The 16,951-nt window shown below is 69.4% G+C and carries 18 protein-coding genes; 1 reads left to right on the top strand and 17 read right to left on the bottom strand.

All coding sequences use genetic code 11. The features are described from left to right. Nucleotides 1-76: 76 nt before the first annotated feature. Nucleotides 77-907, top strand: coding sequence for a class I SAM-dependent methyltransferase (locus ACXC9Q_RS39030; protein WP_457061833.1), 831 nt, complete (start codon nt 77-79; stop codon nt 905-907). A 65-nt stretch (nt 908-972) separates the two neighbouring features. On the opposite strand, the gene ACXC9Q_RS39025 is transcribed toward ACXC9Q_RS39030, so the two are convergent. From ACXC9Q_RS39025 to ACXC9Q_RS38945, 17 genes are all read right to left on the bottom strand, one after another. After that, complete coding sequence (locus ACXC9Q_RS39025) at nt 973-2,106, bottom strand: FAD-dependent oxidoreductase (RefSeq protein WP_457061831.1); 1,134 nt, start codon at nt 2,104-2,106, stop codon at nt 973-975. Beyond that, nucleotides 2,099-2,275, bottom strand: a complete 177-nt coding sequence (locus ACXC9Q_RS39020; RefSeq protein WP_457061830.1) for a hypothetical protein — start codon at nt 2,273-2,275, stop codon at nt 2,099-2,101. The genes ACXC9Q_RS39025 and ACXC9Q_RS39020 overlap by 8 nt, the downstream gene beginning before the upstream one ends. 67 nt (nt 2,276-2,342) lie before the next feature. Continuing rightward, a complete protein-coding gene (locus ACXC9Q_RS39015; protein ID WP_457061828.1) occupies nt 2,343-3,224 on the bottom strand; it encodes a TIGR03619 family F420-dependent LLM class oxidoreductase in 882 nt (293 codons plus the stop codon). Then, on the bottom strand, nt 3,221-3,682 hold the full coding sequence (locus ACXC9Q_RS39010) for a nucleoside deaminase (protein WP_457061827.1): 462 nt from the start codon (nt 3,680-3,682) through the stop codon (nt 3,221-3,223). The genes ACXC9Q_RS39015 and ACXC9Q_RS39010 overlap by 4 nt, the downstream gene beginning before the upstream one ends. Before the next feature lie 91 nt (nt 3,683-3,773). Then, nucleotides 3,774-3,908 carry an Rv0909 family putative TA system antitoxin gene (locus ACXC9Q_RS39005; protein WP_457061826.1) on the bottom strand — a complete coding sequence of 45 codons (135 nt, stop codon included), beginning with the start codon at nt 3,906-3,908 and terminating at the stop codon, nt 3,774-3,776. After that, on the bottom strand, nt 3,898-4,653 hold the full coding sequence (locus ACXC9Q_RS39000) for an isocitrate lyase/PEP mutase family protein (RefSeq protein WP_457061825.1): 756 nt from the start codon (nt 4,651-4,653) through the stop codon (nt 3,898-3,900). The genes ACXC9Q_RS39005 and ACXC9Q_RS39000 overlap by 11 nt, the downstream gene beginning before the upstream one ends. Before the next feature lie 13 nt (nt 4,654-4,666). Continuing rightward, the gene (locus ACXC9Q_RS38995) at nt 4,667-5,614 is read right to left on the bottom strand and encodes a sigma-70 family RNA polymerase sigma factor (protein ID WP_457061824.1); all 948 of its coding nucleotides are present in this window, start codon (nt 5,612-5,614) and stop codon (nt 4,667-4,669) included. Then, a complete protein-coding gene (locus ACXC9Q_RS38990; RefSeq protein ID WP_457061822.1) occupies nt 5,611-6,996 on the bottom strand; it encodes a DHA2 family efflux MFS transporter permease subunit in 1,386 nt (461 codons plus the stop codon). The genes ACXC9Q_RS38995 and ACXC9Q_RS38990 overlap by 4 nt, the downstream gene beginning before the upstream one ends. A 94-nt stretch (nt 6,997-7,090) precedes the next feature. Then, nucleotides 7,091-8,101: a zinc-binding dehydrogenase gene (locus ACXC9Q_RS38985; protein ID WP_457061820.1), complete on the bottom strand. Its 1,011-nt coding sequence runs from the start codon at nt 8,099-8,101 to the stop codon at nt 7,091-7,093. Nucleotides 8,102-8,109: 8 nt separating this feature from the next. Continuing rightward, nucleotides 8,110-8,832, bottom strand: coding sequence for an anti-sigma factor (locus ACXC9Q_RS38980; protein WP_457061818.1), 723 nt, complete (start codon nt 8,830-8,832; stop codon nt 8,110-8,112). Then, nucleotides 8,825-9,442, bottom strand: a complete 618-nt coding sequence (gene sigK, locus ACXC9Q_RS38975) for an ECF RNA polymerase sigma factor SigK (RefSeq protein ID WP_457061816.1) — start codon at nt 9,440-9,442, stop codon at nt 8,825-8,827. The genes ACXC9Q_RS38980 and sigK overlap by 8 nt, the downstream gene beginning before the upstream one ends. 2 nt (nt 9,443-9,444) lie before the next feature. Further along, nucleotides 9,445-10,092: a fasciclin domain-containing protein gene (locus tag ACXC9Q_RS38970; RefSeq protein WP_457061815.1), complete on the bottom strand. Its 648-nt coding sequence runs from the start codon at nt 10,090-10,092 to the stop codon at nt 9,445-9,447. 72 nt (nt 10,093-10,164) lie between these two features. Then, on the bottom strand, nt 10,165-11,160 hold the full coding sequence (locus tag ACXC9Q_RS38965) for a hydroxyacid dehydrogenase (protein WP_457061814.1): 996 nt from the start codon (nt 11,158-11,160) through the stop codon (nt 10,165-10,167). Next, nucleotides 11,157-12,509 (bottom strand): glycoside hydrolase family 32 protein, encoded by a 1,353-nt coding sequence (locus ACXC9Q_RS38960; RefSeq protein ID WP_457061813.1) that lies wholly within the window; start codon nt 12,507-12,509, stop codon nt 11,157-11,159. The genes ACXC9Q_RS38965 and ACXC9Q_RS38960 overlap by 4 nt, the downstream gene beginning before the upstream one ends. Nucleotides 12,510-12,518: 9 nt before the next feature. Next, nucleotides 12,519-13,619, bottom strand: coding sequence for a glycoside hydrolase family 172 protein (locus ACXC9Q_RS38955; RefSeq protein ID WP_457061811.1), 1,101 nt, complete (start codon nt 13,617-13,619; stop codon nt 12,519-12,521). A gap of 88 nt (nt 13,620-13,707) precedes the next feature. Next, nucleotides 13,708-15,627, bottom strand: coding sequence for a putative Ig domain-containing protein (locus tag ACXC9Q_RS38950; RefSeq protein ID WP_457061810.1), 1,920 nt, complete (start codon nt 15,625-15,627; stop codon nt 13,708-13,710). 34 nt (nt 15,628-15,661) lie between these two features. Further along, nucleotides 15,662-16,789, bottom strand: a complete 1,128-nt coding sequence (locus tag ACXC9Q_RS38945; RefSeq protein WP_457061808.1) for a hypothetical protein — start codon at nt 16,787-16,789, stop codon at nt 15,662-15,664. Nucleotides 16,790-16,951: the final 162 nt, after the last annotated feature.

The raw sequence follows: 16,951 nt of genomic DNA, 5'->3' as shown, positions 1-16,951 counted from the left end.
GCACTCCTTCCCCACCTCGAGTGTGCGCCGGAAATTCGGTCGACGGCAGACCAGCAGCCGTCGATAGCATCGCGGGATGGACTCGACCGAGTGGAACTGGCAGTGGGATCCGAGCCTGTACGCCGGAAGCGCCGAGCACTACGCGGTCGGGCGGATGGCCTACCCGGCTGCGTTGGCGAACGCCGTACGGGACGAGCTCGGGCTCGACGGGAGCGGGCGGTTGCTGGACGTGGGCTGTGGTCCGGGGTCGCTGACGCTCTTGCTCGCGCCTTTGTTCGCGGAAGCGGTCGGGGTGGACGCGGACGCCGGGATGCTCGAGGTGGCCGCGAGTCGGTCGGAGTTGACCAACGTGCGGTGGCGGCAGTTGCGAGCCGAAGAGTTGCCGGCCGATCTCGGGACCTTCCGGGTGGTTACGTTCGCGCAGTCCTTCCACTGGATGGATCAGGCGCTCGTCGCCGACCGGGTTCGCGGCATGCTGACGCCGGACGGTGCGTGGGTGCATGTCGGTGCCACCACTCATCGCGGCGTCGAGGGCACCGACGAGCTCCCGCATCCACGCCCACCCTGGGACGACATCGACAAGCTCGTCGTCCGTTACCTCGGCCCGGTCCGCCGCGCCGGTCGGAGCGTGCTGCCGACCGGCACCCGCGGGGGCGAAGAGGAGGTCATGCGCGCGGCCGGCTACCACGGCCCGACCCGGATCGTCGTCGGCGGCAACGAGATAGAGGACCGCAGCGTCGACGACATCGTCGCGTCCGTGTTCTCGCTGTCCAGCTCGACCCCACACCTGCTCGGCCCGGACCTCGCCGCCTTCGAGGCCGACCTTCGCGACCTGCTGACCAAGGCCGCCGGCAACGGCTTGTTCTCCGAACGCCGCCGGGAGATCGAAGCCGTCATCTGGCGCTAACCCTCAAACGGCGGGGCGGGAGGTGCGCGGGCCGGGTCGTCGGGTGGGGCCGCGTCACCGGCATCTCAGCGCATCATGTCGGTGATGGCGATGCGGGCGGCCGACGGGCACCCCTTGGTGAATCCGTAGAAGGGGCCGAAGTCGCGGGTCGACGCGAAACCTGTCATGTACAGCCCGGCCAGGGACGTCTCGAGGCCCTCGGTCAGGTCGGGGAACCCCTCGGTCAGCGAGACCCGATCCACGACACCGCCGAGATAAGGCACGTGAGCAAGGTCAGCCCGGTAACCGGAAGCGAAGACCACATGATCGGCTGTCAGCGCCTTGCCATCGGAGAGCGTCAGCGTCACGTCGTGTTCGCCGACTGCCGTGTCGACCACCGCACACTCAGGATGACTGGTCACGACGGTGTCAGGGATCCGCGGCACGAGCCAGGGTTCCAGGGTGAGACGCCCGACCTGCCAGAACTCGGCGGCGATTGCTCGCTGCCGATCGACCGAGAGTCCTCGCCACCATCCCCGGTGCGCCAGCGTCTGGTCGACGTACTGGTCGACGAATCCCCAGCTCACCTTGGCGAACCTGGGCGTGCTGTGGCGATGCACCACGTCCACATGCTCGGCGTCGTGGTCACACAGCAACGCTGCCCATTCGTAGGCGCTCTGCCGGCCGCCGATGATCACGACCCGGGCACCGGCGAGCGAATCGAAGGAGACCAGTTCACAGGTATGCGAGCGGCGAGGCGCGGGGATGTCGGCGTACCACTCCGGCAGGTTGAGGAAGTAGCCGATGCCGGGGGCGGCGAGTACCTTGTCCGCGGTGATCGTCGCACCGTCGTCCATCGTTGCCACGAAGCCTGCGTTCGACGTGGTCAGGCCGGTCAGAAGGCGCTCGTCGACGTCGAGCCGCTTGCGCTCGCGGAACCACTCCGTGTAGTCGAGGAAGACCGAGATCGGGATCGGGTCGAAGTCTGCGGGTCGCAGTCCCCGGTCCTCGAAGAATGCCTCGAACGTGTACTCGCCGTTTCCGTCGAGATGCCAGTCGGGACCTGAGCGCAGGAACATCTCTGCCGGCATGTGCTTCCGCCAGAAACCCATCGGGTGGCCGACGATGCGGGTCTCGATGCCGTTGTCGCGGGCGAAGGCGGCCGCAGAGTAGGCATAAGGGCCTGCGCCGACGACCAGCAGATCCGTCCGGTCAGGCATCGTGTTGCGGATCAACGGGAGCGGACAGGGTGGAGCCGTCTGGCCACGCACAGATGCACACGCGGTTTCCGGCGGGGTCCGCGAGGATCCAGCTCGCCCCGCCGTGCAACACGACCCAGTCGTCAACGCCTTCCGCGGCGTGGAACTCCCGCCAGCCCTGCTCGCTCATGCTCGCCTCCTACACCGAAGGTAAACCCAAGCCCACCGGTCCCGGCAGCGATACCCATCCGCGCAAGCTAGGGCTTGAGGGCGGCCACCTGCTCGAGGATGCGCCAGTCCTCCTCGGCGGTGCGCCGCACGTCGGGGCTGATGTAGGTGTCCAGTACGACGTACTCCGCACCCAGCTCGGCGAGACCTTCCAGATCGGCACGGATCTGGTCGAGTGTTCCCTCGCCGAGCACGCGGTCGTCGTCGGCGAGCTTCGTCGTCGGATGAGCCCGGATGCGCGGACAGAGCGCCGGTACGGCGACTCCCGCATCGGCTGCGGCGGACCGCAGGGCCGGCACGCCCTTGTCACGCAGCCAGAGCGGATGCGGGTTGATGGGATGCCAGGCGTCGCCGTACTGGATCGCCCGCCGGATCGCGGCCCGGCCGGCCCCGCCGACCCAGATCGGCGGACGGTGCGCCGAGGGCGGTCCGGTGTGGATCGCGTCGTACGGCGCATAAGGACCGGGGGACGACGTGATGTCGTGAGTCCAGGCGTGCGTGATCGCGGCCAGGTACTCGTCGGTGATGGGGCCGCGGCGGTCGAACGGTACGCCGAGTGCGGCGTACTCCTGCTGGGACCAGCCCGAACCGACGCCGAGGACGAACCGGCCGTGGCTGAGGTCGGCGAGGTTGGCGCCGACGCGCGCGGTCTGCAACGGGTGCCGGTAGGGGAGGACGGAGACCGAGGTGCCGAGCCGGAGCCGCGTGGTGTGCGCGGCGAGCCACGTGATCGCGGTGAACGGCTCGTAGAACGGGACCGGGTAGAGCGCCTGCACCTCGGGCGCCATGGCGACGTGGTCCGACATCATCGCGAGCGCGAACCCGGACTCCTCGGCGAACCGTGCCCACGCCAGCAGCAGCTCGGGCGTGGTGTCGGGGCCGTAGTTGAGCAGGTTCAGCCCGAGCTTCACCTGAGCTGCTCGAGATAGACGGCGAACGGCTCACGCGCCTCGGGCAACTCCAGCTGCTCGATCCGTCCGGGGTCGAGCTCACGCGCAGCAGCCTGGATCTCGGTGAGAATCGGCGCGTACGGCGTACGCAGGTCCGGCACCCACTCCTTCGGCGCGGCGTAGACGACGCGGTCCACCTCCCCCACGATCGCGACGGTGTGACAGATCGGGCACGGTTCACAGCTGGAGTAGAGCGTCGTACCGGCCAGGGTGATCGCGCCCAGCTCCCGGCACGCGGCACGAATCGCCACCACTTCGCCATGAGCCGTCGGGTCGTTGTCGCGGAGCGAAGTGTTCACGCCTGTCGCGACGACATCCTCGCCGTTCACGATGACCGCGCCGAACGGCAACTGTCCCGCGGCGCCGTTCACCCGCGCAAGCTCCACCGCCTGCCGCAAGAATCCAACATCGTCAGCCATAGCCTGACGCTACTGCCCCATCGGCTCGAATGCCGCGAGCGGCCGCGGGCGGGAAGCCTGCGGCCGCTCGGCGTCGGTGGTCGGGGTCCGGCTACTCGATGTCGTCGTCCTGGCCGTCGAGGTTGTCGAGCTGGTCCTTGGCCATGTCGGTGCCCTGGTCGATCTTGTCGCCGTACTGGCCGCCGGTCTTTCCCGTGGGCGTGTTGTTCCAGCGTTCATTCAGCAAAGGGATTCCGGTCGGCGGCGACGGCCGGGAGGAATGTTCCGGCCAGCTTGCCGTACAGGTGGCGCTGGACCATCGGGCCGAAACTAATCCGGGCGACGCCCTGCGCTGCGTAGTCGGCGAGCGTGTTGGCACCCTGGCCGTAGCCGACGTTCACCGGGCCGCCGATCTCCTTCACCAGCGTCCCGATCAGGTCGAGATCGCCGACTCCGATCGGATAGACGCAGTCCGCACCCGCCGCCAGGTAGCGGGCGGCCCGGTCGAGTGCGGTCCGGAGCTGTTCGTCGGGCGAACCGGCTTTGCGCAGGAACGCGTCGATCCGGGCGTTGATCACCAGTTCGGTCCCGGCCGCGGCGCGGATCGCGGCCAGGAAGTCCGCCTGTTCGGCCGGATCGACCAGGCCGCCGGTGGCCGGATCCGAGTCCTCCAGGTTGAGGCCGACGGCGCCGGTCGCGGTGAAGCGTTCGACGAGTTCGGCCGGCGGGAGCCGGTAGCCGCGCTCGAAGTCGATCGTGACCGGGACGGACACCGAGCGGGCGACCTGGGCCGCCGCCGCGAGGACCTCGTCGACCGGTGCCTGTTCGCCGTCGTCGTACCCGAGGATCGCGGCGGTCGCATTGCTGCTGGTCGCGACGGCGGGGAAGCCGGCCCGTTCGACCATCCGGGCCGAGGCCGCGTCCCAGGCGTTGGGCAGGACCAAGGGTGAGCCGGGCACGTGCAAGGCGCGGAGTGTGGTTGCGAGTGACATGGGTGTCTCCGTCTTAGCGGGATTGAACGATGGGCAGCCCGAACGCCGGGAACAGCGCGGGCTGGTGGAAGGACAGAACGGCCGAGATACCGGCCTTGGTCACGGTCAGGACCTTGACGGAATGCGCGTGGTACAGCGCGTCCTCGCCCCGGATGTAGAGCGCGAACGCCGGCTGCCCGTTCGCCGAGGTCTCGACCAGGATCCGTCGGTCCGGACCGGACAGCAGTTTCGCGTCCAGGAGCCGCAGTACGTCGCTGCGTCCGCTGAACCAGGTCGGGATCGGCGGCATCTCCCACCGGGTGTCCGCGGTGAACAGTCCCTCCAACGTGACCAGATCCTTGCTCTCCATGGCAGCCGAGAACTGATCGAGCACCGCCCGCCGGACTGGTTCGTCCGGCTCGCTGAAGTCCTCTTCGCTCGGCCGGAGCCGCGCCAGCTCGGCCCGCGCGCGCTGCAACGAGCTGTTGACGGCCGCGGTCGTGGTGTCGAGCAAGGTCGCGACCTCGGCCGCCGGCCAGGTCAGCACCTCACGCAGGATCAGTACGGCGCGCTGGCGCGGTGGAAGGTGCTGCATCGCGGCGACCATCGCCAGCCGGAGGCTCTGCCGATCGCCGACCACCGTGGCCGGGTCGGCGCCGAGCAACTGGTCCGGGAACGGCTCCAGCCACGGCACCTCGAGTGCCTGTGGATGCAGCTCGTTCGGATCGTTGCCGGGGGCACCGAGCGCGGACGGGACCAGGCGCCTACTGCTGTGCTGCAGGAAGTTGAGGCAGACATTGGTGGCGATCCGGTAGAGCCAGGTCCGGACGGTCGAACGGTGCTCGAAGTCCGCGTGTCCGCGCCAGGCCCGCAGGTACGTCTCCTGCACCGCGTCCTCGGCGTCGTACAGCGACCCGAGCATCCGGTAGCAGTGCGCGACCAGACCACCCCGATGCAGTGCGAACTCCTCCTCCAGGTTCATCCGACTCCCTCCACCACCTTCGTGGCGACCAGCTCGCCGGTACGGCGCCGTGCGGCGATGCCGAGACCCGACAGTGCCCCGAGCAACGACAGTACGCCGCACCCCGCGAGTGCCCGGGTGAAGCCGTGACCGGCGTACCCACCGGCCGACACGAACACCGACCCGAGGACGGCGACACCGGCCGCGCCACCGAGTTGCCGGGTCATGCTGTAGACCCCGGAGGCGATCCCGACCGCCTCCCGCGGCAGCGCACCGACGCTCGCACTCTGCGCGGCCGGCATCGCCAGCGAGATCCCGCAGCCGGTGACCACGAGCGGTACGACGAGTTCGTAGTACTGACCCGTGCTTCGGCTGATCCAGAACATGCCGACGGTCTGGAGCGCCAGCCCGATGACCACCAGTGGGCGCTCGCCGATGCGATCGATCAGCCGGCCGGCGAGCGGACCGACCAGGAAGAGCGTGGCCGTCCACGGCAGCAGTTGCAGACCGGCCTTCAACGGGGCCGACCCGAACACCACCTGCATGTACTGGGACAAGAAGAAGACAGCGCTGAAGAGTGCCGCGCTGAGGAAGAAGCCGGCCGAGTTCGCCGCGGTGAAGGTCCGGTTCCGGAAGAAGGCGAGCGGGATCATCGGGTGCGCCGACCGTCCCTCCCAGACTCCGAAGGCGGCGAGCAGGACGACCCCGGCCGCGAACGAGCCGAGCACCTCGGCGCTCGACCAGCCGGCGGTCTCACCGTGGACGACACCCCAGACCAGACCGAGTACGGCCAGGCTGATCAGGACCGCACCGATCAGGTCGAGCGGGCGCGACGGACCGGTGCTCTCGGGGATCTTCCGCAGTACCAGGGCGATCGCGATCACGCCGATCGGCACGTTGATCCAGAAGATCCACTGCCAGGACAGCCCCTCCGTCACCGCTCCGCCGATCATCGGCCCGCCCAGTACGGCGAGACCGGTCAGTCCACTGAACACACCGGTCGCCCAGCCTCGCCGCTCCGGCGGGAACGCCGCACCCAGCAGGCCGATCGCCAACGGCATCACCGCGGCGGCGCCGGCGCCTTGGACGGCTCGCGCCGCGATCAACCACGGCAGCGAAGTGGCCAGCGCACAGGCCACCGACGCCACCGTGAACAGCGCCAACCCACCGGCATAGGTCCGTCGCCGGCCCAGGCGGTCACCGATCGCGGCGGCCGTCATCAGAAGCATCGCGAAGCTCAGGGCGTACGCGTTCACCGTCCACTCGAGCTGCTCGGCCGAGGCGCCGAGATCCGCCCGGATGGTGGTCAGGGCGGCCGCGACCACCAGCACATCCAGCGCCACCATGACCGACCCGATCGAGGCCAGCCCCAGCACCCATCGTTGTTCACTTGTCGTCCGCACAGGTTCCTCCAGGAAATTGCTCTCACCTGTACAGACCAGCGGCGGCAGCCGAACTCATCGCTGCGATGAGCACCAATTTCAGCAGGGTGCGTTTCTAGGACCAGAGGGAGATCAGGACCTTGCCGGAGGTGTTCGAGTCGGCGGCGGTGGCGAACGCTCGGCCGGCCTGCTCGGCCGGGAAGTCGTGGGTGATCACCTGCTCGAGCCGCGGATCGGCGTCGAGGAGCTGGACCGCGCGGTCGATCTCGTCGTTGAAGCGGAGGGTGCCGCGGAGCTGGAGTTCACGGGAGACCAACGGGGAGAGGTTCACGCCGCGCGGCTCGTTGGGTGGGACGCCGACGAGGACGACGATGCCGGCCCGGCGGGCTGCGTCGAGCGCGGCGGTGATGGCCGCGGGCACGCCGGTGCACTCGAGGACGACGTCGAAGTACTCCGACGGGATCTCGTCGGTGCCGACCTGGATCGTGCCGTGGACGCCGAGCTCGCGGGCCCGCCGGAGCGGACCTGGGAGAACGTCGGTCGACACCACTTCGGTCGCGCCCGCGGAGAGCGCCGAAGCCGCCGCCAGCAGGCCGATCGCGCCCGAACCCGAGACCAGCACCCGCCGCCCTTCGACGCCACCGGCGATGTGGACGGCGTGCAGGGCCACGCCCAGTGGTTCCGCGAGCGTGGCACGGCGCAATGGCAGGGTCGCGGGCAGCGTGCGGACCATGTGCTTGCCCACGACAACGAATTCGCTCATGCCGCCCTGGGTGTGCGGCCAGGTGCCCGCGCTGCCGAGGTAGGCGCCGTCCGGCCACAGATGCGGGCGATCCTCGATACCCGGCGCCGGGGTGCCGAAGGTGGCCGGGTGGATGGTTACCGGAGTGCCGGGCGCCAGCTCGCCGGAGGGGTCGAGGTCGACGGTGCCCGAGAGTTCGTGTCCGGGCACGAGCGGTTCGCGGACGACGTACGCGCCGTTCGCGCCGTCGTTGTAGTAATGCAGGTCCGAGCCGCAGATCCCGCCGTACGCCATCCGCAGCCGGACCTGGCCGGCCTGTGGGACCGGAGTGGGCAGCTCGGCCTCGACGAGCTCGAGCTTGCCTTTGATGACGATCGCCCGCATGGTTCTCCTCAGGTCATCGGGATCAGCGCTGCGACGGGGAGGGTCGGCTTGGTCGAGCCGCCGGCCGGTTCGACGGTGAGGCCGAAGGCGACCATGCCGGTGACGTCGCCGTTGAGGACCTGCGCCTCGTCACCGGATGCCAGACCGACGGAGTGGGCGGTCTGCGACGGATCGATCATCCAGAGCTGCCAGGTGCGGTTGCCGGATAGCTTCGGCAGATCCCGCAGTACGACGACTGCCGCGTCGGCCTGCGCGGACGCGACGACCGTGGCCTGACCGCCGCCGGCGACCGGACCGCGGACGGTGCGTGCGTCGGGCTGCGTGAGTACGGCGGCCATCCGTTCGTTGGCCTGGACGGCGTCGGTCTTCTCGCGGTACTGGTCGATGGCGACACCACCGGCGCCGGCGACCGCGAGAGCCGCCGCGGCCAGCGCCAGCACGGATCGACGGCTGAACCGGCGCTGGACGACCGGGGTCGGGGACTGGCCGGGGACGAGCGGGGGCAGTTGGCGGGTGTGCTCGATCGCGGCCAGCACGTTCGTCTTGAGGGCGGGCGGTGGCGGAGTCGCGACCGGGGTGGCGAGCTTGACGGCGGCCTCGCGCAGTTCGGCGACCTCCGTGGTGCAGAACGCGCACTCGGCGAGGTGCGCCTCGAAGTCGGCTCGTTCGTCCTCCGGCAACGCGTCGAGGACGTAAGGCCCGGTGAGAGTGTGTACGTCGGGATCAGTCATGGCGTACGCCCCCTTCGGTGGTTCCGAGGCAGTCGCGGAGCCGGATCAGGCCGTCGCGCATTCTCGCCTTCACGGTCGGCAGTTTCGCCCCGAGCCGCTGGGCGACCTCGGGGTAGGTGTAGCCGTTGTAGTACGCCAGCTCGATCGACTCCCGCTGGAGCTCGGTCAGCGCGCCGAGGCAGCGCCGTACCTGCTCCGCCTCGAGCCGCGTGCTGACCGTGTCGGCGACCTGGTCGAAGTCGACCTCGGCGGACCGGATGCCGGCGAGTTCGGTGCGATCGGCCGCGGCCTGTTCGGAGCGGACGCGGTCGACGGCCCGGCGGTGGGCGATGGTGAGGATCCACGAGTGCGCCGAGCCGCGGGCGGCGTCGTACCTGGTCGCGGTGCGCCACACATCGACCATCACCTCCTGCGTCACCTCCTCCGATTGGGCCGGGTTGCGCAGGATCCGGCGGACCAGGCCGAACACCGAGGGCGTGACCCGGTCGTAGAGGGCGCTGAACGCGGCGGTGTCGCCACCGGCGGTCATCACCAGCAGGTCGCCGTCCGAGACCTCACCGGGTCGCTGGTGCGACCCGGTGGGCCAAGGCAGTGAAGTCGGATCGGTCACGGTCAGTTCGCCGGCGGCATCAGGACAGAGTCGATGAGATACACAGTAGCGTTCGCGGTCTTCACACCCCCACAGATGACGTTGGCGCCGTTGACCTTGAGGCCGTCGCCGGACCCGGTCACGGTGACGTCCTGCTTCTCCACGGTCGGGTGCGTGCCGACCACGGCCGCGGGGTCGAGCTGGCCGGCGACCACGTGGTAGGTGAGGATCTTGGTGAGCAGTGCGTCATTCGTCTTCAGCGTGGTGACAGTGGCGGCCGGGACCTTCTGGAACGCCGTGTCGACCGGGGCGAAGACGGTGAACTCGCCGCCGTTCAGGGTGGAGACCAGGTCGACCTTCGGGTTCAGCTTCCCGGACACGGCGGAGACCAGGGTGGTCAGCAACGGGTTGCCGGACGCGGCGGTGGCCACCGGCGCGGCGGCCATGCCGGCGATCGAACCGGCGCCGCTCGGATTGGCCTTCGCGTAGTCGGCGCAGCCCGGGCCGACGAGCCCGGCCGCGGCGGCGTCCATCGAAGGAGCGGCGCTCGTGGTCGTGGACGGGGCGGAGCCGGCGGAGGCGGTCTTGTCGTCGCTGTTACACGCCGACGTCGCGAGGACGAGGGCCAGTGCGGACACGGCGAGGCCGACGCGGACAAGGTTCTTGGGCATGACGAGTTCGCTTTCTCGAAGGGGCTGCTGACAACAACCCTTCGGAGCCGCGACGTCACCGGATGGGTGGGATCAGGCCATGCGGGCGAGCGCGGCCTCGGTCAGTTCGTACTGCAACGACGCGCCGGAGACGTAGCGCTCGATCTCGGATGCGACGATCTCGCCCATCTCGAGGTAGCACTCGACCGTTCCGGCGGCGCGGTGCGGGGTGAGCAGGACGTTGGGCAGACCGCGGAGTGGGCTGTCCGACGGCAGCGGCTCTTCGTCGAAGACGTCGAGCGCGGCGTCGATCCGGCCGGTCTGGAGTTCGGCCAGCAATGCGTCCGAGTCGACCAGCCAGGATCGGGCGGTGTTGACGAGCGACGACCCGTCCGGCATCAGCGCCAGCTCGTGCGCACCGATCAGCTCGTGGGTCTCCGGCAGCGTCGGTGCGTGCAGGGCGACGACGGCGCTGGTCCGTAGCAGTTCGTCCAGGGCGATCCGTCGTACGCCGAGCTCCGCCGCGCGCTCCTCGGTCAGGTAGGGGTCGTAGACAACGACATCGGCGCCGAGGGCAACGATCATCGCGATGTACTCGACGCCCGTCCGGGAGGCGCCGACCACCCCGATCCGGGAACCGGCGATACCGTGCTGCGGTGGCGCGCCGATCGCGTCCCGCCACGCGGCCCCGCGGTGCAGCGCGTGGTCGAACCGATGGATCCGGTGCAGCATCGCCAACGTGAACGCCAGCGAAACCTCGGCCACCGGCCGGGCCATCGCCTGTCCGGCCTGGGTGATCCGGATGCCGCGCCGGAACACCTCGTCGGTGACGAAATGCTTCACCGACGAGGCACTGTGCGCGATCAACCGCAGCCGGTCCGCGTGATCCAGCACCTCGGCAGTGAGCGGCGTCGCACCCCAGGACGTGATCAGTACGTCGGTCCCCGGTAGCGCGGCCATCAGCGTGCCGGCATCCGCCGGATCGTCGAGTACGACGAGCTCCCCGAGACGCTCCAGCCGCGCCACACTCCGCGCGGAGAACACCGTCCCCCGGAACGACGGCGCCGCCACCAGCAGAGTTCGGGTCATGGCGCGACTGTATCGGCCGGCCAGATGGAGGCGAGATGATGAAGGGTGAGGGATGTCAGTTGAAGGGGAGTGGTGGTGACGAGTTGGACACCGTCTCCGGTGGCGGTCGTGTCGAAGTCGACGTTGTAGCAGGCGTAGTACGCGCCGTCGGCGGCGAAGACGGCGAGCTGACCGCGGTCGACCAGGAGCCGGATCGTGAGGGTGCCATCGGGTGCCGGCAGCGGCAGGCCGTCGAGCAGTCCGGCTCCGATGTCGTAGACGACGTCACGAGCGGACGATCCGTCGGCGCCGGTCCGAAGGCGGAAGACGAGTGTGCCAGTCTCAGGACGGTCGAAGGTTGCTTCGAGTTCGTAGCTCGTGGCGGCGTCGTCGAGGACGAGAGCGGACTCAGGGGTGAGTTCCTCGGGGCCCCACGACTTCGTCGACTCGCGCAAAGACGCCAGCTCGTCGACCGGCAGGCTGAACAGCCGCGGACCGTCCGGCGTCGAGACCAACCGCTGCTGCACCGGGAAGCTCGCGTTGCCGGTCCAGGTCGAGCCACGGTTGAGCCCCTGCCACGCCATCGTGACCACGCGGCCGTCCGGCATGTTGTCGAAGGACTGCGCGGCGTAGTAGTGACCGGCCGCTCCACCCGGGTTCATGGTGACCGTGCGCGGCTCCGGCCACGACGTACGGAACTCCCGGCCGTCGAAGTCGCCGACGACGTACGATCCGCATCCGTCGCGCAGGACCCAGACCGGCGTCCCGTCGAGATCCATCGGCGTGAGGTCCGGGCACTCGAACACCCAGTCCGCGGCGTACCGGTCGGTCCGCTCCCACGTGCACAGATCGGGCGACACGAAGAAATCCGCCCCGTTCCCGTTGTCGTCCGACCACACCACCATCGCCCAGGTCTGCGAGGGTTCGTGCCAGACCACCTTCGGGTCCCGGCTCTCGTGACCGCTCGGCTGCGCGATCACCCGGCCCTCGTCGTACGCCGTGAACGTCATGCCACCGTCGAGGCTGTAGAACATCCGGACGCCCTGCGTGCCGGTGAACACCGCGATCGGGTCGTGGTCCCCGTCCTTGAGCCCGGAGGTGTTGCCGGCGTCGACCACACCACCGCCCGACCACAGCTCACCCGGATGTACGGCGGGATCGAGGGCGATCGGTTGCTCCGTCCAGTGGACCATGTCGGGGCTGGTGGCGTGCCCCCAGTGCATCGTGTCCCAGACCAGGCTGCCGGGGGCGTGCTGGAAGTAGAAGTGGTAGGTGCCGCGGTAGTGCAGCATCCCGTTCGGGTCGTTCATCCACCCATGCCGGGGACTGAAGTGGAACTGACCGCGGTTGGTCTCGTGGTAGTCGGTCACGGAAGCCTCTCAACGGGGACGGCGATACTCGCGCAACGGCAGGGCGGGCAGGTCGTTGCCGCCGCCGGGCAGTTGATACCAGTACGCGACGCTGGAGATGTCGTCGCTGCGTTCGAAGTGCCCGTGATCCCAGGCGCCGATCTGCTGCAGCGTGATCCGCAGTCGCTGATGGAAGATCACCGGATCGGGCAGATGCCACCGATACATGCCATGCGACTGCAGCGTGGCGGTGACGAACGGCGAATGCCCGGTGCGATCCTCCGCCGAGTAGAACGGATACCCGCAGTACGGCGCACTGAAGGTCAACGGCACCGGTGACGGGTTGACGCGCAACGCATCCTGGAAGGCCCACGCACCACCGGCGTAGTCCTCGAGTCCGGTGCTGCACTGTGTCGGGTACTCCTCGTCGTCGTCGAGGTAGAACTTGACCTCACCCTCGCCCCACCAGAACCGCTCCAGCGCGGTCAGTCCGATGTAGGTGCCGACATAGTTGCCGCTGCCAACGATCCCGTCGAGGATCACATGGTCCTCACCCAACGCTGTCGAGGCGTTGCTGCGTCGCCAGTGCGCGTGGAACAGGGCGGTGTCGTCGGCCACTTCGTCGTCCACCGTGTAATCGAGCTGGTAGTAGATCCCCCCGACCGGGCCGGGGTGATCGTTGGTCAGCTCGATGCGGGCGTGCCGCCGGAACGGCATGGGGAAGTAGCAGTTCAGCCCGCCGGTCGGCGCGACCACGATCGGCTCCGAGGTGACGAGCGCCCGCTGGCCGAACCCGTTGCAGAAGAAGTCGCCGAGCGGTACTTCGACGGCCGGCCGCTCGTCGTCGTCCCACCACATCCGCAGGACGAGGTCGCGCAGTACCCAAGGCCCCGCGGACGTCTTGTCCGGAACGGTTATCCAGATGTGCCGGATCACGCCCGGACCGTCGATATCGGCCAGCGTCGCGGTCTCGCCCGAGTCAAGGGAGATGGCCGGGCGGCCCTTGCGAGAGGGGCCGAGCGCCGACGCGGTCGTGGCGGCCTGGCCGCGTGCGCCGGTCGGGTTCTCGGCGTTGATCGAGCGGCTCCGGCGCCGGCCGGGAGATCGAGTCAGTGCTGCCCAGTCAGTCATGTGGTCCTTCCCGAGATCTACTCGAGCGAGCCGACGCGAAGATGAACAGTACCCTGTGATGCTGATGCAGACTGCCGGAGAACAGCTGTCAGCGCGCGACGCTGATGTCGTCCAGCAGGAAGGTCGTCGGGGTCGCGTCGTCCTCGGTGCTCGTCCACGCCAGCGTGACCGTCCGGCCGCGGTACGGCGTGAGGTCCACGGCCTGATCGCCGTACGACGACCTGCTCTGGGCAGCCGTGTACGTGCGGACCGGGTGGCCGTCGATGGTCAACCGGAGTACGTCGTGGTTCGCAGCCGAGGTGTCGTCACTCGCGATCCGCAGGGCGAAGCGCAGACCGGGATGTCCGACGGAAGGGACGCTGACCCGCTGGCTCAGCGAGTCGGTGTGGGTCGTTCCGGTGCCGCCGAGCCAGGCGTAGCCCAGACCGTCGTGGCTGTACTGGCCGTCGGCGCGGATCACGTCCGCGGTCTGCGTCCAGCCGCCCGTACCGGACTCGAAGTCGCCGTTGACCATGCCACGCGCGCCCTTGCGAGTGCTGACGACCCAGCTGATCACGGTGTTGCCCCGCGCCTTGGTCGAGTCGGTCGCGGTGACCGTGACCGAGTGGGTACCCGGCTGAGTCGGCCGGCCGTGGATGATGCCGGTCGACCCATCGAGCCGCAGTCCGGCCGGCAGGTCCGTCGCGGTGAACCGGACCGGGCGCCGGCCGGAGTCCGTGGCGCGCGCCCGGAGTACGACGACGTCGCCGACGGCACTGGCCTGCTGTGCCGGTGCGTCGACCGTGATCCGGTTCGCGCTCGTCGGCGACTTCAGGGCCTGGGTGCCGTTCGGCGTACCGAGGCCGGTCGGGCCGTCCCAGCCGGTTTGCGCCGTACACAGCGGTGCGGGGGTGCACTCGCCGTTGTTGCCTTGGACAACATCGTTGAGGTTGCCGGTGACGCCGTACGGATAGCTCGCCGGACGGGAGGCGGGGTCCGGGTCACCGGCAAGTGCGTAGATCGCAGCGACGATCGGAGCCGCTGCGCTGGTCCCGCCGTACACGGCCCAGCCGGCGCCACCGGTGGTCTGGTAGACGGCGACGCCGGTCGCGGGGTCGGCCACCGCGGAGACATCGGCGACGGCGCGCTGCGGGCAGACCGCGACCGGGATGACCGACTGCCAGCTCGGCTTGGCCATCAGGCTGGAGCATCCCGAGCCGGTGCCGTTGCCGGGGAAGCTGTTCCAGACCGTCTCGGTCCAGCCGCGCGCCGAGTCGTCTCTTGTGAGCGTCGTACCGCCGACCGCCGTGGTGGCCTCCGAGCTTGCGGGATACGAGACACCGGCGTCGTAGTCGCTGTCGCCGGTGGATGCCGCGTAGACGACGCCGCGAGGGTTGAAGTACGTGCTGTCGAGCTCGGCGAGGTCGGCCGACTCCGGTCCGCCCCAGCTCAGCGAGACGAACTTGGCGCCCAGCCGGTCCGCGGTCTTGGTGGCCGCGAGCAGATCGGTACTGGCGGAGTCCGCCTCGATCAGCGTGATGCCGCAGTGCGGGCAGACCGCGGACACCGAATCGAGGTCGAGCGAGATCTCACCCGACCAGGAGCGCGACGGCGCCGGCAGCGGGCTCGGCAGGCCGTCCTGGTTGAGCTTCTGGAAGCAGCCGTTCGCGGTCGTGCACGGCGGCAGGCCGAACTGCTGACGGTAGACGGCCAGGTCCGCCTCGGCGGTCGGGTCGTCGTACGCGTCGACGATGTAGACCCGTTGTCCTTGTCCAGAAGATGCCGATGGCAACTTGTACGCCGCCTGCAGGTCGGCCGGACCGTAGCCGGCCGGCGCACCGGCGACGCGGGTCCGGAAGCCCAGGTCGGCGCGGCGTTGCGCGAAGCAGGTGAAGTGTCCGGGCTCGACCTTCTGGTCGCAGCTGGCCACGACCTTCGGGGACTCCTGGACGTCCGCGGCCGCCACCGTGGTGGTGGCGCCGACGAGGACGAGGGCGAGCGGGATCGCCAACCGGCGCAGTGAGATCACAGGTGTACTCCGATGATTCGAGAGTGGATCGGCGTCACGCCGGGACGACGGTGGCCTGCTGCCAGCTCTTGCCGGCATCGCGGGTCACCCAGAGCTTGGTGTCCGGGGTGTACGCCGCATCGCGCTCGACGAGCCACGCGGTCGTGCCGGACTGGAAGACCAGGTCGTGGATGTGCTCGCTGTTCTCGAGCCAGGTCGAGTCGATGCGCCACGACTTCGACAGCGCCGGCCGGTTGTAGACCAGGCTCGCGGTCAGCGTGCTGAGCATGACCGCGCCATCCGGCGCGACCGCGAGCTGGCCGGCCAGGCCGAGTCCGCCGGGGATGGCGTCGTACCGGAAGGTCTTGCCGCCGTCGCCCGAGACCAGGAGCGTCTTGTCGGAGTGGCCGCGGCCGTAGTTCGCCATGCAGAGCACGAAGAGACGGTTCGGGCCGTTCGTCGCGAGGTCGGTGATGGCGGCGTCGTCCGGGTCCGCACAGCTGACCGTGCTGGTCGGGCGAACCGTGCCGTTGCGCAGGGTGGACAGCCGGCCCGGTCCGTTGAACCCTGCCGTGAGCGCGTAGACCGTCGAGCCCTCGGCGGCCCAGGTGACGTGGTCATCGGCCCCGACCGCGAGGTCGAGCTGCATCCAGCCGGTGGACTTCCCGGCCGGTGCGCGCCAGACCTTAAGTGGCCGGTCGTCGCAGATCCCGGTTCCGATCGCGCAGCCCGACGTGATGACGTACGTGCCGTCGGGGGCGGCCAGCAGGTTGAGGACCTTGGCGTCGCCGCCGGGCACCGGGACCTGGGTCCAGGACTTGCCGCCGTCCCGGGTGACCTCGAGGAACGGGTCGTAGGCCCAGCCGAACTTCTGGTCCGCGAACTGCAGGCTGGTCAGCCCCGGCTCACCGCTCATCGCCAGCCCGTTGTGCGTGCGGCCTGCGGTCGTCCAGGTCTTGCCGCCGTCGTGGGTGGCCTTGACCGCGGCCGGGCAGGGCGCCGTCCCACACTGGACGCCGCCCAGCAGGTAACCGTCGTTCTGCGTCGGCCAGACGATCGACTGCGGTGCGAAGGCGGGTTCGTTGGGTTGCGCGGTCGCCACGCCGGCGCCGGAGCCGACGAGAACGGCGGTCGCAACCGCACCGGCCAGGGCGATCGCGGAACGGCCAGCATGTAAACGCACAGTTCACTCCTCGGACAAGGGCGCTTCCTGGGGACACGCTAAGCGCTGGTTGGGCCGGTTTGACGCCGGATCCGGCCAAACGCCGATTCCGGCCAACTAGTAGATCGTCGCACCTAATGTGTGGGGTATAGGTGGCGGAGTTTGGTGCGTGCGTCGTGGGTG

It is taken from the genome of Kribbella sp. CWNU-51 (assembly GCF_054073265.1).
The sequence above is the reverse complement of the archived record's forward strand: the minus strand, read 5'-3'. Positions and strand labels throughout refer to the sequence as shown.